The organism is Streptomyces sp. NBC_00358, assembly GCF_036099295.1.
In the GTDB taxonomy this organism is placed as follows: Bacteria; Actinomycetota; Actinomycetes; order Streptomycetales; family Streptomycetaceae; genus Streptomyces.
Genome location: NZ_CP107976.1, coordinates 1,594,650 through 1,616,573 on the forward strand (window position 1 = coordinate 1,594,650; position 21,924 = coordinate 1,616,573).

The window sequence follows — 21,924 nt, forward strand, 5'->3', positions numbered from 1 at the left end:
AAGTCCGCAAATATCGGATGGTGCGCGGCATGACCGCCTCGGCGTCTTGCCGGTGCGGGGATTCCCACCCGAGGTCCGCACCCGCGGACGGCCGCGAACGACCCATCGGGAGAGATCCGCGGAGAACGGAGATCTCCTGACAACTCTCCGGATCGGCGGCGGGTGGGGGCTTTTTGACGGAGCGTCACGCTCCGGACGACAGATTCCGGAGGATCGCACGAATCCCCTTGCGCAATGGTCAAGAATCGTTGACCATTGCTCGCATGCCTACCGACGACCTTCCCGAGACGTTTCACGTCACCACGGACGAACAGTTGCGCGCGGTCTCCAGTCTCACGCGCCACCGGATCATGGCCGTGCTCCGCTTCGAGCCGGCGACCATCACGCAGATCGCCGAGCGGGTGGGCCTCGCGAAGGGGAGTTCCAGCTATCACGTGCGGCTGCTGGAGCGGGCCGGCCTGGTGAAGGTGGTGCGGACGCGAAAGGTGCGGGGCGTCACCGAGCGGTACTACGCCATGGCCGCCCGGTCGATCGCGCTGCCGGACCCGGGCGAGGGCGGACCGGACGTGCTGATGCGTCATGCGGTGGCGGACCTGGAGGCCGCGCCCGCGGACGGCGAGCGGCACGTGCGGATGGCGCATCTGCGGCTCACCGACGAGCAGTTCGAGGAATTGGGGGCGCGGTTGCAGGCGCTGGCGGACGAGTACCGGGAACTGTCCGACCCGTCGCTGCCGGACGCGTCACTCGTCTTCGCGCTGTTCCACCCGGCATCACGGCAGCAGGCCGAGGGAGGCGCCAAGTGACTTCGGAGACGCGGAAGTTGCCGACCGGGTTCGGACGGCTGTGGACAGCTCAGACGGTGTCCTCGCTCGGCGACGGGGTGACACAGGCCGCGCTGCCGCTGATCGCGTTGACGTTGACGCGCGATCCGATGGCGCTCGCCGTCGTCACGGCCGCGGGGACGCTGCCGTGGCTGCTCTTCGGGGTGCTCGGCGGTGCGCTGGTGGACCGCTGGGACCGTCGGCGCACGATGTGGGTCGCGGACGCGGCACGTGCGGTGCTGCTCGCGATACCGGCGGCCGCCGCCGCGCTCGACGCGCTGAGCATTCCGCTGCTCGCGGCCGTCGCCTTCCTGCTCGGCGTCGGCGGGCTCTTCTTCGACACGGCCGCCACGGCCTTCCTGCCGGATCTGCTCCGCCGCGACCCCGCGCTCCTGGAGCGCGCCAACTCCCGCCTGCGCGGCGCCCAGACCGCCATGTCCGGTTTCGTGGGGCCGCCTGCGGGCAGTGCGCTGCTCGCTCTGGGTCGGGCGGTTCCGCTGCTGGCCGACGCGGTGTCGTTCCTGCTCTCCGCACTGCTCGTCCGCACGCTGCCCGCCATGCCCCGTCCGGTGCCGGAGGTCCACGAGTCGCTGCTCCGGCAGGCGCGGGCCGGGGCCTCCTACGTCTTCCGGGACCGGGTGCTGCTCGGGCTCGCGCTCCGCCCGGCGGTCGGGAACATCGCCTTCCTCGCCGTGGAGACCGTCCTCGCCCTCTTCGCGCACGACCGTCTCGGCATCGACACCTACGGCTTCGGCCTGCTCCTCACGGCGGAGGCCACCGGCGGTCTGCTCGGCGCGGGTATCGCCTCCTACCTTGGCCGGCGACTCGGCACCGGCACCGCGCTGACCTGCACGGCCGCCGTCGAAGGGCTTGCGATCCTGGGCCTGGCCGCTGCCCCGAACCCGTACGTTGCGGGGCTGGCGCTCGCCGTCTGCGGGGCCGGCATGGGCGCCACGATGGTGCTCGCGCCCTCCCTCCGGCAGGCGATCGTCCCGGCCCACCTGATGGGCCGGGTCGCCTCCACCTCCCGCATGCTGGCCATGTGCGCCGCCCCCGTCGGGGCGTTCCTCGGTGGCTGGCTGGCCACCACGTACGACATCCGCACCCCGCTCTACGCCGCCGCCGGCCTCCTCCTGGCGATGACGGCCGTCACGGCGTCCATGACCAGCAACCGCCGGGTCGAAGCCGCGCTGCGTGCCGCCGCCCCGGCCGACGGTCCGGATCACCCGGCGTCCAAGGATCCCGCCCAGGAGAGTGCACCCCGTGTGTGATGTGACGCCTGCCGCCACGGGGTCGCAGAAGTCGGGTGCCGGGCCCCGGCGGGCTGTTCAGGGTGTGTCCACCGCTACGGGAAGGCGCACTTCCGCCCACACGGTCTTGCCGGGGGCGGCCGGGCGCGGGGTGACTCCCCAGTCGTCGGCCAGAGCGTCGACGAGCAGGAGGCCTCGCCCGGACTCCTCGTCCGGGTACGGCGCAGCCGTAACGGGCAGTCGCTCGGCCCGAGTGTCGGTGACCTCGACCCGTAGGAGGCGGCCGGTCGCGGCGAGTCGGAGCCGGAAGTCGCGGCCGGGTACATGGCCGTGCCGGACCGCGTTGGCGGTGAGTTCCGCCGTGATCAGGGTGACGGTCTCGTTGGCCGGTGACGTGTACGGGTGACCCCACTCGTTCAGGCGGTGCGAGGTGAGGCGACGGGCGAGTCGTGCGCCGCGCGGGGTCGATGTGAACCGCATCGCGAACTCCCGTGCGATCAGCGTGCGTTGCGACTCATGCCTGTGCGGGGGAATTTCCGGCTCCATGGGCAGAACGGTCGCGGCCCGTGCGTAGCTTTGAACAGGCGTGACACGCGGACCGGTACCTGTTGTACGTGATCGGTGCGCGGTTGTACGCGGAGTGAGGCGTGACCGGCCTCCTCCGTGGCGCGTTGGCCGCGCGAGGCGGTTCCATCGGCGGTACGTACGGGAGGTTCCGGGCGTGGAGGAGCAGCGGGCGGAGGGTGAGTACGAGTCCGGGGCGGGCATCCTGCACGTGTTCGGGCGGCAGTTGAAGCTGTGCCGGGAGCGGGCGGGGCTCGACCGGACGGAACTGGGGGGCGCGGACGGGGTACTCGGCGTCGACGATCGCCTCCTTCGAACAGGGAAGGCGGATTCCGCCACCCAAGTTCATCGACCGGGCCGATGAACTCCTTGACCCGGGCGGGATGTTGGGAGCCGGGAAGGAGGAGGTGGCTCGGGCGCAGTATCCGGCCTTCTTCCGGGACGCGGCGAGTTTGGAGACGAAGGCTGTTGAGGTGCATGTCTACGCGACCCAGGCCGTACCCGGGCTGTTGCAGACGGAGGACTACGCGCGGGCGGTCTTCGCCATGTGGCGGCCGCTGCTGGACGAAGGGGTCATCGAACAGCGAGTGGCGGCACGGCTGGCGAGGCATGAGATCTTCGTCAGGCGTCCGGCACCTCGCTTGACCTTTGTCGTCGAGGAGGCGGTACTTCACCGTCCACTTGGCGGGGAGGCGGTCCGGCGTGGCCAGTTGGAGCACCTCCTCCTGGAAGGGGAGAGACGGAACGTCGAGCTTCAGGTGATGCCCCTGTCTCGCGTGGAACACGCAGGACTGGCGGGACCGTTCACCTTGATGGAGACCACGGATGGGCGGAGGATCGCCTACACGGAAGTCCAAGGCGACAGCCGTGTCCATACGGAGCGTGGAAAGGTCCGGGAGATCGAGGCCGCGTACGGGAGCCTCCGTGCGCAGTCGCTCACACCGGCTGAATCGCTCTCTTTGATCGAGAAGCTGTTGGGAGAGAGATGAGCGGGGTAGCGGGCAGGCCGGAAGACGACAACCTGGCTTGGTTCAAGAGCAGTTACAGCGCGGGCAACGGCGGCGAGTGCCTCGAAGCAGCCCCCGGGATGGACTTCACCCTCGTACGCGACTCCAAGAACACCGCCGGCCCCATGGTGCGCCTCGGCCGAACCGCCTGGACCGAGTTCATCGGCTTCGCGGCCGGGCACACCGTCTGAGCCGAGGCGCGGCCTTCTCGCGCCCCGTGACGGTCCACGACCGGTTGCGGGGCGCGAAGAGGGCGGGGCGGGGGTCTTCGATCCACCTCGCCCTCAGTGGTCGGCGACCACCCGAAGCTCCAGCTCGTGTCTCGCCCCGCTCCGCAAGGTCGCCTCCAGGCGGTACAACTCGGCGACCAGTCGGTCCTCGTGGCCGAGCACGCGGCCGGCCAGGCCGATCAACGAGTCGTCCTCATGACGGGAAGACCACTCGAACAGAAGGTCGTAAAGGGCGTCACTGCTCTCGTGCGGCTGCGGAGCGGCACGCAGGCCGACCCATCCGCGTTCCACCCATTGGCCCAGAAGGGCGGTGAACGTCTCGACGCAGTGCCGTTTGTCGTCGGTGTCCGCATCGGAGTTCAGCCGCGCGACCAACTCGGCGTAGAGCTCCGGCATACCGAGTCCCAGCAAGCGTGCGCCCGCGTACGCCCAGCGGTCCGATCCCGTCCCGCCGCCGTACGCCTGCCAGCGGGGATTCCACAACAGCCGGGTGAACTCGGCGCGTGCGGCGGCACCATGAGCGGCGATGCCCAGGATCAGTCCGCCGTTGCAGTCCGTGGACGCGCCGCTCTCGCCCCACTCGACGAGCCTTCCCAGCCACGACGGGTCACCCGTCTTCGTGGCGAGGACCGGCAGGAACTCGGGGAACAGGCCGGAGCCGACGTGCCGCTCCAGAGCCTCCGCGATCTCGGTCCGCAGACCTTGGCACGGCAGGTGCAGCAACCCCAGGCACGCGTCCATCGCCTCGTGGTGATCGACGTGATCGCCGCGAGAATCATCGACGTGCTCCCACAGCATCCGCTCGGCGGACTCGCACCCCAGGTATCCGACGGCGTGCAGCACACCGGTCGGCACGCCGTCGCGCAGCCTGCCCGCCTCGACGCCCGCTTCCAGCAGGCGTTCGGCCAGAGCGATGTCTCCGTGCCGGGCGAACACCGGAACCAGCCTCTCGCGCGCTCCGGGATCATCGAGGAAGACGGGGAGCAGCGCCTCCGCGTCGGATCGGGACCCGTAGCGCAGGACGACGTCCACGACCATCGACTCCCACCGCCAGGTCACCGTCTTCGGATCGCTGACGTACCTGTCGAGCAACTGCCGCGTCGCCCACGAAATCGCCACCCCGACTACCACCCCTGCCTAGACAACGCCGTTCATCATGGCCGAAGGCCCGGCCAGAGGCCACGGAGATTCGACACGCCTCCCCGGTCGCAGGCGTCGGACGCGGGTCCGGGCGGTCGTGACCGCGGCCGTCCGGGCGCGCGGCAGCCTGCCGGGAACACTCCTCTGACCACTCCGCCCAGAAATTGAAACCGTTCAATCGTCAGGTACGCAATCCGGCCAGATCCCCTTGATGACACGGATCAACGGAGCCCGATAGCGGAAATTACCTGCACACTCATTGACCCTCACCTCCCCCGCCCCTACCTTCACCGCTGTGAATCGATTCACAACTCCTAGGTGAGGGGCCGCAGTTGATCAGCAGGAGGAACATCCTGGCGGGCGCGGCGGGCGCCGTTGCCGCGACGGCCACCGGAGCGGGACCGGCCGCGGCCGCACCCGCGGCCGCTTCCCCGTCCGGACCGGCGTCCGCGGCAGCGGTCACGCGCGCCCGGCGCGGAGCTCCGCGCGTCATCGCTCCGACCGTCGAGTACGTGCGGCACCCCTTGGGCCTCGACGTCCCGCGCCCCCGGCTGAGCTGGCCGATGGTCTCGGACAAGCCCGGGACGCTGCAGCGCGCCTATCAGATCCGCGTCGCCTCCCGGGCGTCGGGGCTGTCCCGTCCGGACGTCTGGGACAGCGGGAGGGTGACGTCCGATCAGTCCGTCCTCGTCGAGTACGCCGGCCCTCGACTCGCCCCGCGCACCCGCTACTTCTGGTCCGTGCGGGTCTGGGACACGGACGGCTCGGTGTCCGGCTGGAGTGCGCCGTCCTGGTGGGAGACCGGGCTCATGGACACCGCGAACTGGTCGGCGGACTGGGTCTGCGCTCCCGCGGTCCTCACCGACGCCCCCTCCCTCGAAGGCTGCTCCTGGATCTGGTTCCCCGAGGGGGATCCGGCGAGCGGCGCTCCGGCGGCCACGCGCTGGTTCCGGCGCGTCGTCGACCTCCCCGAGGGTGTCACGGCCGCGAAGATCGCGATCAGCGCTGACAACGTTTTCTCGCTGTCGGTGAACGGCGCCGAGACGGCCCGCACCGACCTGGCGACGGACAACGAGGACTGGCGCCGTCCGGCCGTCGTCGACGTCCTCGGACGGCTCCGCCCCGGACGGAACGTCCTCGCGGTCGCGGCGACGAACGCGACGGTGAGCCCCGCCGGTCTGGTCGGTGTCCTCACCCTGACCACGGCGTCCGGTGAGCAGCGGATCGTCACCGACGCGTCCTGGCGGACGACGGACGCGGAGCCCCCCGACGACTGGCGCGCGGACGGCTTCGACGACAGCGGCTGGTCGGCCGCCAAGGTCGCCGCCGCCTGGGGCTCGGGCCCCTGGGGCAGGGTCGTCCCGGCGTCGTTCGCCGCCAACCAACTGCGGCACGAGTTCACGCTCCCCCGCAAGAAGGTGGCCCGAGCCCGCCTGTACGCCACGGCGCTCGGCCTGTACGAGGCCCACCTCAACGGCCGCCGGGTGGGCCGCGATCAGCTCGCCCCCGGCTGGACCGACTACCGCGAGCGCGTCCAGTACCAGACGTACGACGTCACCTCGTTGCTGCGGCCCGGCGTCAACGCCCTCGGCGCCTATGTGGCGCCGGGCTGGTACGCGGGGAACGTCGGCATGTTCGGGCCCCACCAGTACGGCGAACGCCCCGCGTTGCTCGCCCAGTTGGAGGTCGACTACACCGACGGGACCAGCGAGCGCGTCACTTCGGGCACGGACTGGCGGGCCGCGGCCGGACCGATCGTCGCCGCCGACCTGCTGGGCGGCGAGACGTACGACGCGCGGATGGAGACGGCCGGCTGGACCTCACCCGGCTTCGACGACCACGGCTGGCTCGCGGTGCGCGCCGCGGGCGACGGCGCGCCCGCTCGGATCGTCGCCCAGGTCGACGGCCCGGTGCGGGTGGCCGGTGAACGCGCCACCGAGAAGGTGACCGAACCCGCGCCGGGCGTCTTCGTCCTCGACCTGGGCCAGAACATGGTCGGCTCGGTGCGGCTGCGCGTCTCGGGCGACGCCGGGACGACCGTGCGGCTGCGTCACGCCGAGGTCCTCAACCCGGACGGCACCCTCTACACCGCGAACCTTCGCTCGGCCGCGGCGACCGACACGTACACCCTCAAGGGGGGTGGCGAGGAGACGTACGAACCGCGCTTCACCTTCCACGGATTCCGCTACGTCGAGCTCACCGGGTTCCCCGGCACTCCCTCCGCGCGGGCCGTGACCGGTCGCGTTATGCACACCTCGGCGCCCTTCACCCTCGACTTCGAGACCGACGTCCCGATGCTCAACCAGCTTCACAGCAACATCACCTGGGGGCAGCGCGGCAACTTCCTCTCCGTACCGACGGACACCCCCGCGCGCGACGAACGGCTGGGCTGGACCGGCGACATCAACGTCTTCGCGCCCACGGCCGCCTACACGATGGAGTCGGCCCGTTTCCTGGCCAAGTGGCTGGTGGACCTGCGGGACGGCCAGACCGCGGAAGGCGCGTTCACGGACGTGGCGCCGATGGTCGGTACCGTCGGCAACGGTGTCGCGGGCTGGGGCGACGCGGGTGTCACCGTCCCCTGGTCGCTGTACCGGGCCTACGGGGACCGGCGGGTCCTCGCGGACGCCTGGCCGTCCGTCCAGGCCTGGCTGGCCTACCTGGAGCGCAACAGCGACGGCCTGCTGCGGCCTGCGGGCGGATACGGGGACTGGCTGAACGTCTCGGACGAGACGCCCAAGGACGTCGTCGCCACCGCCTACTTCGCGCACAGCGCCGACCTCGCGGCCCGGATGGCCACGGAACTCGGCAAGGACGCGGGCCCGTACTCCGGTCTCTTCGAGCGTGTACGGGAGGCGTTCCGGAACGCCTATGTCGGCGCGGACGGGAGGGTGAAGGGCGACACGCAGACGGCGTACGTCCTCGCCCTGTCGATGAACCTGCTGCCGGACGCCCTGCGTACGGCGGCGGCGGGCCGTCTCGTCGATCTGATCCGCGCGAAGGACTGGCATCTGTCGACGGGCTTCCTCGGCACTCCCCGGCTGCTGCCCGTCCTGACGGACACCGGCCACACGGATGTCGCCTACCGCCTGCTCCAGCAGCGCTCCTTCCCGAGCTGGGGCTACCAGATCGACAAGGGCTCCACCACCATGTGGGAGCGCTGGGACTCCATCCGTCCCGACGGCAGCTTCCAGACGCCGGACATGAACTCCTTCAACCACTACGCCTACGGCTCGGTGGGCGAGTGGATGTACACCAACATCGCCGGCATCTCGCCGGGCCGGCCCGGTTACCGGGAGATCGTCGTGCGGCCCCGGCCGGGCGGTGACGTCACCTCCGCCCGCGCCACGTTCACCTCGGTGTACGGCCCGGTCTCCACGCGATGGCACCAGCGCCCCGACGGCTTCGACCTCACGTGCGCCGTGCCCGCCAACACCACGGCGCAGGTGTGGATCCCCGCGAGCGGCCCGGACGCGGTCTCCCACACCGGGGCGGTCTTCCTGCGGACGGAGGACGGCTGCGCGGTGTACCGGGTCGGCTCCGGCAGTCACCGGTTCACCGCCTGACCCGGCATCCCGGAGGAGAACACGCGGGGACGCCCGCCGGTGTACGGCGGGCGTCCCTCCACGGGTGGCCGTGGGCATCGGCCGGGACGTACGGAACCCCGGTGCATACGGCCCGGTCCCCGTACGGGACCGGGGTGACTACGGAACGGCGTCCACGGCGACCGCGAGGTCCGCCCCGCTCTCCCGCGCGGTCCTGAACTGCGTCCGGTACAGCTCCGCGTACCGCCCCTCCGCCGCCAGCAGATCCTCATGGGTGCCGCGCTCGACGATCCGCCCCGCCTCGACGACGAGGATCTGGTCGGCGGCTCGCACCGTCGAGAGCCGGTGCGCGATCACGAGGGCGGTACGGCCCTCCAGCGCCTCGGCGAGCGCCTCCTGGACGGCCGCCTCCGAGGTGTTGTCGAGGTGGGCGGTGGCCTCGTCGAGGATGACGACGCGCTGGCGGGCCAGCAGCAGCCGGGCGATGGTCATGCGCTGGCGCTCACCGCCGGACAGCCGGTAGCCGCGTTCACCGACCACGGTGTCGAGGCCGTCCGGCAGCGACCGTACGAGCTCGTCGAGACGGGCCCGGCGCAGCACGTCCCACAGCTCGTCCTCGCCCGCGCCCGGCCGGGCCAGGAGCAGGTTCTCGCGGACCGAGTCGTGGAAGAGGTGCCCGTCCTGGGTGACCATGCCGAGCGTCGCGCGCATCGAGGCGGCGCTGAGTTCGCGGACGTCGACCCCGCCGATGCGCACGGCGCCCGCGTCGGTGTCGTAGAGCCGGGGCAGCAGTTGCGCGATGGTCGACTTGCCGGCGCCGGAGGAGCCGACGAGCGCGACGGTCTGGCCGGGTTCGGCGCGGAAGGAGATGCCGTGCAGGACCTCGGAGCCGCCCCGGGTGTCGAGGGCTGCGACCTCCTCCAGGGAGGCGAGGGAGACCTTGTCGGCGGAGGGGTAGGCGAAGCGGACGTCGTCGAACTCGACGGAGGCGGGCCCCTCCGGGACCGTACGGGCGTCCGGCTTCTCCTCGATGAGCGGCTTCAGGTCCAGCACCTCGAAGACGCGCTCGAAGCTGACCAGGGCGCTCATCACCTCGACGCGCGCCCCGGCGAGCGAGGTGAGCGGCGCGTACAGGCGGGTGAGCAGCAGCGCCAGCGAGACGACGGCGCCCGGCTCCAGCGTGCCGCGCAGGGCGAACCAGCCGCCGAGCCCGTAGACGAGGGCGAGCGCCAGGGCCGACACCAGCGTCAGCGCGGTGATGAAGGCGGACTGCGCCATCGCCGTACGCACCCCGATGTCCCGCACCCGCGACGCGCGCGCCGCGAACTCGGCGGACTCCTCCCCGGGCCGCCCGAAGAGCTTGACGAGGGTGGCACCGGGCGCGGAGAAGCGCTCGGTCATCCGGGTGCCCATGGAGGCGTTGAGGTCCGCGGCCTCGCGCTGGAGCTTGGCCATCCGGCTGCCCATCCGCCGGGCGGGGAGCACGAACACCGGCAGCAGGACCAGCGCGAGCAGGGTGATCTGCCAGGACAGGGTGAGCATCACGACCAGGGTGAGCAGCAGCGTCACCACATTGCTGACCACTCCGGACAGGGTGTTGCTGAAGGCGCGCTGGGCGCCGATGACGTCGTTGTTGAGTCGACTGACGAGCGCGCCCGTACGTGTGCGTGTGAAGAACGCGACCGGCATGCGCTGCACATGATCGAAGACAGCCGTACGCAGATCGAGGATGAGTCCCTCGCCGAGCCTCGACGAGAGCCAGCGGCCCAGGATGCCGAGTGCCGCATCGGCGAGCGCGATGACGGCGATGAGCACGGCAAGACGGACGACGCTGCTCTCGGCCCCGTGGGTCACGATGACGTTCACGACATGCCCCGCGAGCACCGGCGTCGCGACGGCCAGCAGCGCGGACAGCACACTCAGGAGGACGAACTGCGCGATACGACGGCGATGCGGACGGGCGAAGGCGGCGATGCGGCGAAGCGTCGCGGGGTCGAAGGGACGACGCTCCTGCTGGGCGTTCATGACACTGTGGAGCTGTGTCCAGGCTGTGGTCTCCATGCTCATGGGAGAGACAGTAGGACCTCAAGCTTTGTTGAGGTCAACGGCTCCGGGCGGGAGCCCGCGCGCGGGCCGCGGCTCGTGAGCACCGGGGCCGGCACACGGGCCGGCACCGAGGTGAGGTCCAGAGGCGGCACCGCGCCCCTGAGGGCCACCCCTCCCGCGGCTTGCCCGGCGTGTCAGCCGCCGTCTCCGCGCCCGCAACCTCACGTTGGTGCGGTGTGGAAAGCCTCTCCCGATGTGACTGCCGTACGCCTTCCCCGGGCGCTGCCCCGGCTCCCCCGACGCCTCGCCCTGCGGCCCGCCGTCCGGCCGCTCCTGTGCCTCCTCCCGCTCGCGCTGGTCCTGGTGGTGGCCGTGCGGCACCGGTCGGTGCTCAGCGAGGGCTTCGGCCAGTTGAGGTCGGCCGAGTGGCCGTGGCTCGTGGCCGCGGTCGCCGCGACCTGTCTGACCTGGGTGGCCGCGGCCGTGACCCGCCAGGGCGCGGTCGTGCAGCGGCTGCCCGCGCGCCGGCTGCTCGCCACGCAGTTCGCCGCGGGCGCCGCGAACCACCTGCTGCCGACCGGGCTCGGCGCCGGGGCGGTCAATCTGCGGTTCATGACGGTGTGCGGAGTGCCGCTGGCCCGGTCCTCGGCCGCGCTCGCGCTGTATCTGCTCGCCGAGTCCGTCGCCCGGCTGACGCTGCTCCTCGGTCTGCTCATCGCGTTCCCCGGAGCGCTCGAGATCGGCGGTCCGCTTCCGGACGGGGCGGTCGGCCCGCTGCTGCTCGGCGTCGGCACGGCCCTGTGCGCCGCGGTCGCGGTGCTGGCTCTCGTACGACGGCTGCGCACGGCCGTCTTCTCCTTTCTGCGCACCGCGTTCGGCGAGGCCCGCTCGGTGCACAGCCGTCCGTCCCGGGCCCTCGCCCTGTGGGGCGGCTCGCTCGCCTTCCCGCTGCTCCAGGCGGCCGGGCTGGCCTCGGTGGGGCAGGCGCTCGGCCTCCAGGTGTCGCCCGCGCACATGGTGATCGCCTATCTCGCGGCGACGGTCGCGGTCGCGATGGTGCCGACACCCGGCGGACTCGGTTCGGTGGAGGCGGCGCTGATCGTGGCGCTGGTCGCCGCGGGCGGCCCGGTGGCCGTGGCGACCGCGGTGGTACTGGCGTACCGGATCATCACGGTCTGGCTGCCGCTCCTCCCGGGGGCGCTGACACTCGGCGCGCTGGTCCGCTGGAAGGTGATCTGACCGGAGCGGGGCCGGTCCGGTCCTCGCCGGTCCGCTCCACACCGGGGCGCCGGTCGCTCCGGGTCGTGCGTTCCGGCGCGGGCTGTGATACCGAGGAGTAACCACGGCGTGCGGTGTGGCGCGCCGGCCGGAGAAAGGGACAGCGCGATGCCGGTCCGGATCGAACGTCAGGGTCACGTCACCACCGTCGTCCTCTCCCGGCCCGCGGCCCGCAACGCGGTGGACGGGCCGACCGCCGCCGAACTCGCCGACGCCTTCCGGAAGTTCGAGGCCGACGAGACGGCGCGCGTCGCGGTGCTGTGGGGCGAGGGCGGCACCTTCTGCGCGGGCGCCGACCTCAAGGCCATCGGCACCGAGCACGGGAACGAGGTCGCCGAGGAGGGCGACGGGCCCATGGGCCCCACCCGGCTGCGCCTGACCAAGCCGGTGATCGCGGCGGTCGCGGGACACGCCGTCGCCGGAGGTCTGGAGCTGGCGCTCTGGTGCGATCTGCGGGTCGCCGAGGAGGACGCCGTCTTCGGGGTGTTCTGCCGCCGCTGGGGCGTCCCGCTGATCGACGGCGGCACGGTACGGCTCCCCCGGCTCATCGGCATGAGCCGCGCGATGGACATGATCCTCACCGGTCGTCCGGTCACCGCTTCGGAGGCGTACGGGATGGGGCTCGCCAACCGTCTCGTCCCGGTCGGCCGGGCCCGCGCCGAGACCGAGCGGCTGGCCGCCGAGATCGCCGGCTTCCCGCAGTCCTGTCTGCGCAGCGACCGCGCCTCGGTGCTCGACCAGGAGGGCCTGATCGAGAAGGAGGCCATGCGCACCGAACTCCGGTACGGCATGGACGTACTGGCGGAGAGCATGGAGGGCGCCGCCCGCTTCGCCTCCGGCGCGGGGCGGCACGGTTCGTTCGACGGGCCCTGAGACCGGAGCCCGTGCCCGCAAGGGCAGTTGACGTGGTGGGCGGTCAAGGGGGGCCGCGCCCGGGGATGGTGATGGCGGGGCAGGTGGATGCGGCAGGATGAGCGGTCTCCCCGGACGGCGACGAAACGCGTCCGGGCGTGATCGCGCGTTCCCGGATTCGAGCAGGTGGCAAGTGACGACACAGCACATTCGGCCCGCGGGCCCTCATCCCGGTCCCGGACTCCGAGGAGGTCATCGATGAAGCGCTCCGTCACCGTGGACGACCTGATGATCGCCGGAATAGCCGTGGCGGCCGGGCTGCTGGCGGCGTTCCTGCTGCGGATGCTGCTGCGCTGGCTGGGCAAGCACGCCGAACGCACCCGCTGGAGCGGCGACGACATCATGGTGGACGCGCTGCGCACCGTGGTGCCGTGGTCGGCCGTCGCCGGGGGCATCGCCGCGGCGGCCGCGGTGCTTCCGCTGACCGCGCCCGTCGGCCGCACCGTCAACCGGTCGCTGACCGTCCTGCTCATCCTGGTCACGACGGTCACCGCGGCCCGGCTGATCACCGGCCTGGTCCGGTCGGTGACCCAGTCCCGTTCGGGCGTCGCCGGTTCGGCGACCATCTTCGTCAACATCACCCGGGTCGTGGTGCTGGCGATCGGCTTCCTGATCGTCCTGCAGACGCTGGGAATCTCGATCGCGCCCCTGCTGACGGCCCTGGGGGTGGGCGGTCTGGCCGTCGCCCTCGCGCTCCAGGACACCCTCGCCAACCTCTTCGCCGGCGTGCACATCCTCGCGTCGAAGACGATCCAGCCGGGCGACTACATCCAGCTGAGCAGCGGCGAGGAGGGATACGTCGTCGACATCAACTGGCGCAACACCACGGTCCGTCAGCTCTCCAACAACCTGGTCATCATCCCCAACGCCCAGCTCTCGGGCACCAACATGACCAACTTCACCCGGCCCGAGCAGCGGATGACGCTCACCGTGCAGGTCGGCGTCGGCTACGACAGCGACCTGGACCACGTCGAGCGGGTCACCAACGAGGTCGTCGCCCAGGTGATGACCGGGATCGTCGGCGCCGTCCCGGAGCACGAACCGGCCGTCCGCTTCCACACGTTCGGGGATTCCCGCATCGGCCTCACCGTGATCCTCGGCGTGGGCGAGTTCAGCGACCAGTACCGGATCAAGCACGAGTTCATCAAGCGCCTGCACAAGCGCTACCGGGACGAGGGCATCGGGATTCCGTCGCCCGCCCGGACGGTCGTGCTCCAGCCCGGCGGCGCCGGGTTCCTGGAGACCGCCATCCCCCATCAGCGCGCGGCCGCGAAGCGGCCTTGAGAACGGCCGGGCCGGGCGGAGTGTTCCGCCCGGCCCCCGCCGGTCACCGGCCGCCGCCGGTCACCGGAGACCGGCCGCCGGCGAATCGCCGGTCACGAGTCGCCGGTCGTCGGCCTGATCAGAGCGTGGCGGTCGAGTCCGGGTAGTGGCCGGGCGCGCGGTGGTGCGGTGCGACCAGGCTCGACACCACCGGGGTCACCGTCCAGTCCGGGTGGTTGGGCATGCGCGGTGTACTCGTCCCGTACAGCCAGTCGTTCAGGAAACCGGACCGGTCCTGCCCGGAGATCTCGGAGACGACCGCGATGTAGTCCGCGGTGGTCGCCGAGGAGTTGCGGTACCGCGCCAGGAACGTGCGCTCGATGCTGTTGAAGACGTCCTCACCGACGAGCTCGCGCAGCGCGTAGAGGACCAGGACACCGCCCAGGTAGCGCTGGTCGTCGAAGAGGTTGACCGCGTTCGGCGCGGCGACGGGCCCGGAGGACCGGCGCCACTGGTCGCCCTTGGCGTACGTGTCCTTCATCCGGGCTTCCATCGTGGTCATGCCGAGCGAGTCGGCCCAGCCGCGCTCGTAGCGGTAGAGCAGCCCGTAGAAGTCCGCGTGGCCCTCGTTCAGCCACAGATCGGCCCAGTTGGCCGGGCTGACGCTGTTGCCGAACCAGGAGTGGACCAGCTCGTGCATCATGTGCGAGCCGATCTTCTTCTCCTCCTGGAGCAGGAAGTTCGGCTTGTAGAGCGTCAGGGTCTGGGTCTCCAGGCCCGTGAAGTCGAAGGCGTTCGCGTCGTCGGAGTTGCAGGGCAGCAGCCCGTACGTCTCGAACGGGTAGGCGCCGAGGCGCTGTTCCAGCCAGCCGATCAGGCCGGGGCTGAGCGCGAGCGCCGGCTCCAGCGCGGCGGCGCGGGCCGTCGGCACGACGTCGCGCAGACCCAGCCCGTTCGGCCCCTGCCGCTCCTTGACGACGTAGTCGCCGACCGTGATCTGCACCAGTTCGGTGGCCATCGGCGAACCCGAGCGGTAGGTGTACGCCGTCCGGTCGCCGTCCAGCTTCTCCGTTCCGACCAGTCTGCCGTTCGCGACACCGCGCAAGGCGTTCGGCACGGTGATGCGGAAGCTGAAGTCCGCCTTGTCCAACGGATGGTCGTTGCAGGGGAAGACAGTGTGCGCGGAATTCGGCTGAGGACATATCGCGAAGCCGTCGGGGGTCGGAACCCAGGCGGTGTGCGCGAGGGCCTTGGCCGGGTCGACGCCGTACTCGACGCAGACCGCCACGGCGCAGGAGTCCGGCAGGGTCCGGGCCGGGGTGACCCGCAGCTTCTCGTCCACCTGCTCGAACGCGGCCGCGACACCGCCGACCTGTACCGCGCGCACATCGAGGCCGAGCGCGTCGAGCGAGAACCGGGAGATGTCCTGGGTCGCCCTGATCATCAGGGTCGCCGTGGCGTCGACCAGCCGGGTCGTGGCGTCGTACGAGAGGTCGAGGTGGTACGCCTGCACCCGGTAGCCGTCGTTGCCGAGGGCCGGGAAGACGGAGTCGCCGAGGGTCTCCGCGCCCGGGGTGCCCTCGTCCGGCCGTAAGGCCAGGGGCCGCGCCGAGGCCGCGGGGGCGGCGACGAGGACGGCGGCCGTGCCGAGCAGCGCGGCCGCGGGGGCCGTCACTCTGGTGCGATATCTCATGGTTCGCTTTCGTCAGGGCGACGCAGCCCGGGGGCCCGCCGCGAGATCAAGGGGGCGATCACCTGGAGTACGCACGGGCGCGGCGCGCGGTTGCCTCGATCCGGCGGCACCCGTGTTCACACCGGCCCGCGTTTTCACTTCCGCCCCGCCCGGCGCCGTACGGTCACTCTCCGCACGGCCCGGCCGGCCCGCTGCCGGACGGCGGTTTTCCGGCCGCCCGGCCCGACCCGGGACGGACCGCTGTCGAGCCCGGGCCGCTCACGAGATATCTTGATGTCGAGCAATGTTGCAGACGTGGAGCGGAGCACCCGGTGACTGACTCGACCATCATCTACACGCACACTGACGAGGCCCCGGCCCTGGCGACGTATTCGTTCCTGCCGGTGGTCCAGGCGTACGCCTCGCAGGCGGGTGTCACTGTGGAGACCCGTGACATCTCGCTGGCCGGGCGCATCATCGCCCTCTTCCCGGAGTTCCTCCAGGAGGACCAGCGCATCGCGGACGCCCTGTCCGAGCTCGGTGAGCTGGCCAAGACGCCCGGCGCGAACATCATCAAGCTGCCGAACATCTCGGCCTCGATCCCCCAGCTCAAGGCGGCGGTCGCCGAGCTTCAGGCGCAGGGCTACGCGCTCCCGGACTACCCGGACGACCCGAAGTCGGACGAGGAGCGCGACATCCGCGCCCGTTACGACAAGGTCAAGGGCAGCGCCGTGAACCCGGTGCTGCGCGAGGGCAACTCCGACCGCCGCGCCCCCGCGTCGGTCAAGAACTACGCCAAGACCCACCCGCACCGCATGGGCAAGTGGACGTCCGACTCGAAGACGAACGTCGCCACCATGGGCGTCGACGACTTCCGCTCCACCGAGAAGTCCGCGGTGATCTCCGAGGCCGGCTCGCTGCGGATCGAGCTGGTCGGCGACGACGGCTCCACCACCGTGCTGCGCGAGTCCGTACCCGTCCTCGCGGACGAGGTCGTGGACGCGTCCGTCCTGCACGTCGCTCCGCTGCGCGAGTTCCTCACCGAGCAGATCGCCCGCGCCAAGGCCGAGGACGTCCTGTTCTCGGTGCACCTCAAGGCCACGATGATGAAGGTCTCCGACCCGATCGTCTTCGGTCACGTGGTGCGCGCCTTCTTCCCGAAGACGTTCGCGGCGCACGGCGCGGCCCTCGCCGCCGCCGGCCTGTCCCCGAACGACGGTCTCGGCGGCATCTACAAGGGCCTGGAGGCGCTTCCCGAGGGTGCCGAGATCAAGGCGTCCTTCGACGCCGAGCTCGCCGAGGGCCCGGCCCTCGCGATGGTCGACTCCGACAAGGGCATCACCAACCTGCACGTGCCGTCCGACGTCATCGTCGACGCCTCGATGCCGGCCATGATCCGCACCTCCGGCCACATGTGGGGCCCGGACGGCCAGGAGGCCGACACGCTCGCGGTCCTGCCGGACAGCAGCTACTCCGGTGTCTACCAGGTCGTCATCGACGACTGCCGCGCCAACGGCGCCTTCGACCCGTCGACCATGGGCACCGTCCCGAACGTCGGTCTGATGGCGCAGAAGGCCGAGGAGTACGGCAGCCACGACAAGACCTTCGAGATCCCGGCCACCGGCACGGTCCGCCTCGTCGACCAGGCCGGGAACGTCGTCCTGGAGCAGGCCGTCTCCGCCGGCGACATCTTCCGCGCCTGCCAGACCAAGGACGCCCCGATCCGCGACTGGGTGAAGCTGGCCGTCACCCGCGCCCGCGCCACCGGCGACCCGACCGTGTTCTGGCTGGATGAGGACCGCGCCCACGACGCCGTCCTCATCGAGAAGATCAAGCGGTACCTGCCGGAGCACGACACCGAGGGCCTGGACATCCGCGTCCTGTCCCCGGTCGAGGCGACCAAGCTGTCGGTGGAGCGCATCCGCCGCGGCGAGAACACGATCTCGGTCACCGGCAACGTGCTGCGCGACTACCTGACCGACCTGTTCCCGATCCTGGAGCTGGGCACCAGCGCCAAGATGCTGTCGGTCGTCCCGCTGATGGCGGGCGGCGGCCTCTTCGAGACGGGCGCCGGCGGCTCCGCCCCGAAGCACGTGCAGCAGCTCGTCAAGGAGAACTACCTGCGCTGGGACAGCCTCGGTGAGTTCCTCGCGCTGGCGTCCAGCTTCGAGCACCTCGCGACCACCACGGGCAACGCGCGCGCCCAGGTCCTCGCCGACACCCTCGACCGCGCGACGGCGACCTTCCTCAACGAGGACAAGTCGCCGACCCGTCGCGTCGGCGGCATCGACAACCGCGGCAGCCACTTCTTCCTCTCCCTGTACTGGGCGGACGAGCTGGCGCGCCAGAGCGACGACGCGGACCTCGCCAAGGCGTTCGCCCAGCTCGCCGAGACGCTCACCGCGCAGGAGTCGACGATCGTCGGCGAGCTGAACGCGGTCCAGGGCGACCCGGCCGACATCGGCGGCTACTACCAGCCCGACCCGGCCAAGGCCGCGAAGATCATGCGCCCGTCCGCCACCTGGAACGAGACCCTGGCGATCCTCGCCTGACCCCGCACCACCCACGCAGCACCCTCGCGACGCAGCTCTGCGCGCACGCCGCCCCGGCCGGATCCTCCGGCCGGGGCGGCGTCGTCGTGAGGACCGCTCGGCGCGTCACGGTGACAGCTGCGGCCCACCTGGGGGATCACCGGTGGCGGGCCGGAACAGCCGTTCATAACTTCGGCCTATGACCAAACAACAGCTGGCCTACCTCGCGTGCACCGCGGTGGTCGTGGCCTCGGGTGTGGGCGCCGCCCTGCCGGCCGACCACCCCTCAGTGCACCTGGTACGCCCGGGTGAATCCATCCAGAAGGCCGTGGACTCGGCACGGGCGGGCGACACCGTCGTCATCGCCCCCGGCACCTACCACGAGAGCGTCACCATCACGGCGGCGGACCTCACGCTGCGGGGCGCGAGCGCCCGTTCCACCGTCATCGTGCCGGGTACGGCCGCCACCGACGCGTGTGCCAAGGCGGGCAACGGCATCTGTGTGACGGGGACGGACAAGAGTCCCGTCCGCGGCGTCACCGTCGCCTCGCTGACCCTCAGGGGCTTCTCAAAGCAGGGCCTGTGGGCGTCGGGGACCGACGGCCTGACGGTCCGCGGGGTGACCTCGGAGAAGAACGGCCAGTGGGGCCTGGGCGAGGAGCGGTCCGTTCGCACGAAGTTCGTCCACAACACCGCCAAGGACAACGGCGACGCCGGTGTGTTCCTCGCCAACACGGTCGCCACCGAGGAGGGAGCCCGCGACACCCGGGGAACGGTGGTCGCCCACAACCAGTTGAGCGGCAACCGGATCGGCATCACCGTGCGACGGCTGCGGAACCTGAGCGTCGCGCGCAACGACGCCACCGGCAACTGCACCGCTGTGTTCATCGTGGGCGACGAGAACAAGCCGCGCGTCGGTGACCTGTCCGTACGCCGGAACTACATCCACGCCAACAACAAGTCCTGCCCCAAGACCGCCCGGCTGCCCGCCCTCCAGGGCTCGGGGATCGTCCTCACCGGTGCCGAGGACGTGCGTGTGACGCACAACCGGGTCGAGGACAACGTGGGCACGTCCCCGCTGTCGGGCGGCATCGTCCTGTTCAAGAGCTTCGTGGGCGCGCTCAGCGAACGCAACGTGGTGCGCGACAACGTGGTCCTGCGCAACGGCCCGTCCGACCTGGCCAACCGCGACACCGGCAAGGGCAACACGTTCCCGGGCAACACCTGCAAGGTCTCCGAGCCCGCCGGAATGTGCTGAGGTCCCGGCCCGCCCGCAGTCCCGGGTCCGCGCCCCCGTACAACCCGGTCCTCCCCCCGTACCGCGCGGTCCTCTCCCCGTACAGGCCGGTCCGTCCCCCCATGCGGACCGGTCCGCTCCCCCCGTACGGCACGACTTCAGAAACGAGGCATTGAATGACGACTGTCGATCAGAGTCCCCCGCCGCCCATGCGGCTGAGGGAACTCGTCTTCGGAGCGGCCTGCGCCGCCGCCGTGAGGGCCGCGGCCCGCCTGGGCGTGGCGGACGCCCTCGACGACACGCCCATGACCGCCGACGACCTGGCGGCGGCGGTGAAGACCCAGCCGAAGACCCTGCGCCGGCTGCTGCGCGCCCTGTCCAGCCAGGGTGTCTTCGTGGAGCGCCCCGACGGCACGTTCGCGCACACGGAGATGTCCCGGCTGCTGCGCGAGGACGACCCGCACAGCCTGCGGTACATCGCCCTGTGGTGCACCGAGCCGTGGACGTGGAACGTCTGGCCGAAGCTCGACGAGGCGGTCCGCTCCGGCCGCAACGTCTTCGAGGACGTGTACGACAAGGAGTTCTTCCAGTACCTCAACGAGGACGCCCCCGAATCCGCGCACGTCTTCAACCGGGCCATGACGACGTCCAGTTCACAGTCCGCGCAGGACGTCGCCGCCCTGCTCGACCTGCGGGGCGTGAAGTCGGTCGCCGACATCGGAGGCGGCCAGGGCCACGTCGTGGCCAGTCTGCTGGAGAAGCACCCCGGCATGCACGGCACCCTGCTCGACCTGCCGGGCGTGGTCGAGAACGCCGATCCGCGCCTGCGCGGCGGCGGAGCGCTGGCCGACCGGGTGCGGATCGTGCCCGGGGACTGCCGTGAGGACATCCCGGTCCAGGCGGACGTGTACATCATCAAGAACATCCTGGAGTGGGACGACGAGAGCACCCGCCGGGCGCTCGCGAACGTCCGCAAGGCCGCACGGCCCGGTGCCCGGGTCGTCGTCATCGAGAACCTCGTGGACGACACCCCGTCGATGCGGTTCACCACGGCCATGGACCTGCTGCTGCTCCTCAACGTCGGCGGTGCCAAGCACACCCGGCAGAGCATGGTCGAACGGCTCACCGACGCGGGCCTGGTCATCGGCGAGATCCGCTCGGTGAACGCCTACCTGCACGCCTTCGAGTGCACCGTCCCCGGCTGACCGGACCGGTCCCCGACGAAAGCCGGAAAACCCGAGGCCGCCGGTTCCGCTTCATCGCGGAGCCGGCGGCCTCGGGTTGTGTACGGACGCGCGCTCAGCCGGCGGCGTCCCGCTCCCAGCTGTAGAAGCAGTGCGCCATGGCGTCCTTGGGGCTGCGCCAGGTCTGCGGGTCGTACGCGCTGACGTACGCCGACAGCTCCTGGCTGACGCTCCGGAACTCGGGGTGTCCGGCGATCTTCGCGATGGCCGGTGCCGGGTCCCGCTCGGATTCGATGAGGTGCAGATACACGTCACCGAACTGGAAGAGGCTGCGCCGGTCGACCCCGATGAGGTGCGGGAGTTCACCCCGGTCGGAGGCGGCGAACACGTCGGAGATCGCCGGCGCCGAGCCGGGCGCCATGCGGGCGACGATCAGGGCGTGGTGCATCGGATGTCCTTCCTGTGCGGGTGGCGGCGGTCAGCGGGGCACGGCGGCCGGGCTGCGGCGCTCCCGGGCGGCCTGCTCGATCCGGTCGCGGATGAGGGCCATCTGCGTGACGGAGTTGCGGTTGATGTTGTCCGTCATCCAGGCGTCGTCGACGGGGGCGTCGGGCTTCATCGCGAAGTCCTGGACCCAGCGCATGTGGGTGCCGGCCGGTGTCTCCTCGTACTCCCAGCGGATGTTCATGTGCGCGAACGGTCCGGTCTCGACGCGGCGCGCCCGGACGGTCCGCCGCTCCCGGTCGACGGTTCTCTGGGACACCCAGCTCCACACCTTGCCGTTCTCGTCCGGGTGCATGGTGAGGCGGAACGTCGTCGTGTCGCCGTCCCGGGAGAGGACTTCGAGGGACGCGTACTCGCTGAACAGCCGCGGCCAGTTCTCGATGTCGTTGGTGATGTCCCAGACGAGATCGAGCGGGGCGTCGATGACGATGCTGTTCTCGGTCTTTCCAGCCACTTCAGGCTCCAGCCTTGAGGGTGTCGTTGACGAGGTCGAGGAACTCGCGGGGGGTCTTGCAGCGCTCCGCGTCGGGCGGCAGGGGCCGGCTGTACCGGTTCTCCAGCTCGCCGACGATGCCGAGCAGACCGAGCGAGTCCAGTCCGAGGGTGCCGAACGGGGTGTCGGAGGACTGCGCGAGCTCTGCGGGGTCGACGGTTATCCCGGCCGCCTTCTTCATCAGCGCGGCCAGTTCGTCGACGGTCACTTCGGTGGTGATCATGCGGGTGTTCTCCTCACGTGCGGC

At 71.1% G+C, this 21,924-nt stretch carries 17 protein-coding genes and 1 pseudogene; 11 read left to right on the forward strand and 7 right to left on the reverse strand.

Translation table 11 applies throughout. The features are described from left to right. Positions 1–263: 263 nt before the first annotated feature. Together OHT01_RS06550 and OHT01_RS06555 are read left to right on the forward strand one after the other, a co-directional pair. The gene (locus tag OHT01_RS06550) at positions 264–803 is read left to right on the forward strand and encodes an ArsR/SmtB family transcription factor (RefSeq protein ID WP_328552171.1); all 540 of its coding nucleotides are present in this window, start codon (positions 264–266) and stop codon (positions 801–803) included. Beyond that, entirely contained in the window at positions 800–2,092 is a 1,293-nt protein-coding gene (locus OHT01_RS06555; RefSeq protein ID WP_328552172.1) for an MFS transporter, read from the forward strand. The genes OHT01_RS06550 and OHT01_RS06555 overlap by 4 nt, the downstream gene beginning before the upstream one ends. A 57-nt stretch (positions 2,093–2,149) precedes the next feature. Here the strand turns inward: OHT01_RS06555 and OHT01_RS06560 are convergent, their stop codons facing one another. Next, positions 2,150–2,551: an ATP-binding protein gene (locus tag OHT01_RS06560; RefSeq protein WP_443043360.1), complete on the reverse strand. Its 402-nt coding sequence runs from the start codon at positions 2,549–2,551 to the stop codon at positions 2,150–2,152. 241 nt (positions 2,552–2,792) lie between these two features. On the opposite strand from OHT01_RS06560, the pseudogene OHT01_RS06565 reads away from it, so the two are divergent. Together OHT01_RS06565 and OHT01_RS06570 are read left to right on the forward strand one after the other, a co-directional pair. Beyond that, positions 2,793–3,624, forward strand: a pseudogene (locus OHT01_RS06565) (helix-turn-helix domain-containing protein). After that, on the forward strand, positions 3,621–3,833 hold the full coding sequence (locus tag OHT01_RS06570; RefSeq protein ID WP_328552174.1) for a DUF397 domain-containing protein: 213 nt from the start codon (positions 3,621–3,623) through the stop codon (positions 3,831–3,833). Before OHT01_RS06565 ends, OHT01_RS06570 begins: the two are co-directional and overlap by 4 nt. Positions 3,834–3,926: 93 nt before the next feature. Here OHT01_RS06570 and OHT01_RS06575 read toward each other — a convergent pair whose 3' ends face one another. Next, positions 3,927–4,991, reverse strand: coding sequence for a hypothetical protein (locus tag OHT01_RS06575; RefSeq protein WP_328552175.1), 1,065 nt, complete (start codon positions 4,989–4,991; stop codon positions 3,927–3,929). A 353-nt stretch (positions 4,992–5,344) separates the two neighbouring features. Between OHT01_RS06575 and OHT01_RS06580 the strand changes: the two genes are divergently transcribed. Further along, on the forward strand, positions 5,345–8,578 hold the full coding sequence (locus OHT01_RS06580; protein ID WP_328552176.1) for an alpha-L-rhamnosidase: 3,234 nt from the start codon (positions 5,345–5,347) through the stop codon (positions 8,576–8,578). A gap of 138 nt (positions 8,579–8,716) precedes the next feature. Here the strand turns inward: OHT01_RS06580 and OHT01_RS06585 are convergent, their stop codons facing one another. Then, positions 8,717–10,618: an ABC transporter ATP-binding protein gene (locus tag OHT01_RS06585; RefSeq protein WP_328558040.1), complete on the reverse strand. Its 1,902-nt coding sequence runs from the start codon at positions 10,616–10,618 to the stop codon at positions 8,717–8,719. A 240-nt stretch (positions 10,619–10,858) separates the two neighbouring features. Here OHT01_RS06585 and OHT01_RS06590 point away from each other — a divergent pair, with 240 nt between their 5' ends. From OHT01_RS06590 to OHT01_RS06600, 3 genes are all read left to right on the forward strand, one after another. After that, on the forward strand, positions 10,859–11,842 hold the full coding sequence (locus OHT01_RS06590; RefSeq protein ID WP_328552177.1) for a lysylphosphatidylglycerol synthase transmembrane domain-containing protein: 984 nt from the start codon (positions 10,859–10,861) through the stop codon (positions 11,840–11,842). Positions 11,843–11,989: 147 nt separating this feature from the next. Next, positions 11,990–12,754: a crotonase/enoyl-CoA hydratase family protein gene (locus tag OHT01_RS06595; RefSeq protein WP_328552178.1), complete on the forward strand. Its 765-nt coding sequence runs from the start codon at positions 11,990–11,992 to the stop codon at positions 12,752–12,754. A 237-nt stretch (positions 12,755–12,991) separates the two neighbouring features. Beyond that, positions 12,992–14,077: a mechanosensitive ion channel family protein gene (locus tag OHT01_RS06600; RefSeq protein WP_328552179.1), complete on the forward strand. Its 1,086-nt coding sequence runs from the start codon at positions 12,992–12,994 to the stop codon at positions 14,075–14,077. A 118-nt stretch (positions 14,078–14,195) separates the two neighbouring features. On the opposite strand, the gene OHT01_RS06605 is transcribed toward OHT01_RS06600, so the two are convergent. Continuing rightward, the gene (locus tag OHT01_RS06605) at positions 14,196–15,749 is read right to left on the reverse strand and encodes a M1 family metallopeptidase (protein ID WP_328552180.1); all 1,554 of its coding nucleotides are present in this window, start codon (positions 15,747–15,749) and stop codon (positions 14,196–14,198) included. A gap of 311 nt (positions 15,750–16,060) precedes the next feature. Here OHT01_RS06605 and OHT01_RS06610 point away from each other — a divergent pair, with 311 nt between their 5' ends. From OHT01_RS06610 to OHT01_RS06620, 3 genes are all read left to right on the forward strand, one after another. Continuing rightward, complete coding sequence (locus OHT01_RS06610) at positions 16,061–18,280, forward strand: NADP-dependent isocitrate dehydrogenase (protein WP_328552181.1); 2,220 nt, start codon at positions 16,061–16,063, stop codon at positions 18,278–18,280. A 178-nt stretch (positions 18,281–18,458) separates the two neighbouring features. Continuing rightward, positions 18,459–19,517, forward strand: coding sequence for a right-handed parallel beta-helix repeat-containing protein (locus OHT01_RS06615; RefSeq protein WP_328552182.1), 1,059 nt, complete (start codon positions 18,459–18,461; stop codon positions 19,515–19,517). A gap of 155 nt (positions 19,518–19,672) precedes the next feature. Beyond that, a complete protein-coding gene (locus OHT01_RS06620; protein WP_328552183.1) occupies positions 19,673–20,701 on the forward strand; it encodes a methyltransferase in 1,029 nt (342 codons plus the stop codon). Positions 20,702–20,795: 94 nt separating this feature from the next. On the opposite strand, the gene OHT01_RS06625 is transcribed toward OHT01_RS06620, so the two are convergent. Genes OHT01_RS06625 through OHT01_RS06635 form a run of 3 tightly spaced genes read right to left on the reverse strand, consistent with a single transcriptional unit; the run spans position 20,796 to position 21,900 of the window. Further along, entirely contained in the window at positions 20,796–21,128 is a 333-nt protein-coding gene (locus OHT01_RS06625; RefSeq protein ID WP_328552184.1) for a TcmI family type II polyketide cyclase, read from the reverse strand. 30 nt (positions 21,129–21,158) lie between these two features. Next, the gene (locus tag OHT01_RS06630; protein WP_328552185.1) at positions 21,159–21,638 is read right to left on the reverse strand and encodes an SRPBCC family protein; all 480 of its coding nucleotides are present in this window, start codon (positions 21,636–21,638) and stop codon (positions 21,159–21,161) included. 1 nt (position 21,639) lies between these two features. Beyond that, positions 21,640–21,900 carry a phosphopantetheine-binding protein gene (locus OHT01_RS06635; RefSeq protein ID WP_328552186.1) on the reverse strand — a complete coding sequence of 87 codons (261 nt, stop codon included), beginning with the start codon at positions 21,898–21,900 and terminating at the stop codon, positions 21,640–21,642. Positions 21,901–21,924: the final 24 nt, after the last annotated feature.

Coding starts and splice junctions, on each gene's coding strand:
- OHT01_RS06550 (WP_328552171.1), top strand. CDS start 264: ATGCCTACCGACGACCTTCCCGAGACGTTTCACGTCACCACGGACGAA.
- OHT01_RS06560 (WP_443043360.1), bottom strand. CDS start 2,551: ATGCGGTTCACATCGACCCCGCGCGGCGCACGACTCGCCCGTCGCCTC.
- OHT01_RS06570 (WP_328552174.1), top strand. CDS start 3,621: ATGAGCGGGGTAGCGGGCAGGCCGGAAGACGACAACCTGGCTTGGTTC.
- OHT01_RS06585 (WP_328558040.1), bottom strand. CDS start 10,618: ATGGAGACCACAGCCTGGACACAGCTCCACAGTGTCATGAACGCCCAG.
- OHT01_RS06595 (WP_328552178.1), top strand. CDS start 11,990: ATGCCGGTCCGGATCGAACGTCAGGGTCACGTCACCACCGTCGTCCTC.
- OHT01_RS06600 (WP_328552179.1), top strand. CDS start 12,992: ATGAAGCGCTCCGTCACCGTGGACGACCTGATGATCGCCGGAATAGCC.
- OHT01_RS06605 (WP_328552180.1), bottom strand. CDS start 15,749: ATGAGATATCGCACCAGAGTGACGGCCCCCGCGGCCGCGCTGCTCGGC.
- OHT01_RS06615 (WP_328552182.1), top strand. CDS start 18,459: ATGACCAAACAACAGCTGGCCTACCTCGCGTGCACCGCGGTGGTCGTG.
- OHT01_RS06620 (WP_328552183.1), top strand. CDS start 19,673: ATGACGACTGTCGATCAGAGTCCCCCGCCGCCCATGCGGCTGAGGGAA.
- OHT01_RS06625 (WP_328552184.1), bottom strand. CDS start 21,128: ATGCACCACGCCCTGATCGTCGCCCGCATGGCGCCCGGCTCGGCGCCG.
- OHT01_RS06635 (WP_328552186.1), bottom strand. CDS start 21,900: ATGATCACCACCGAAGTGACCGTCGACGAACTGGCCGCGCTGATGAAG.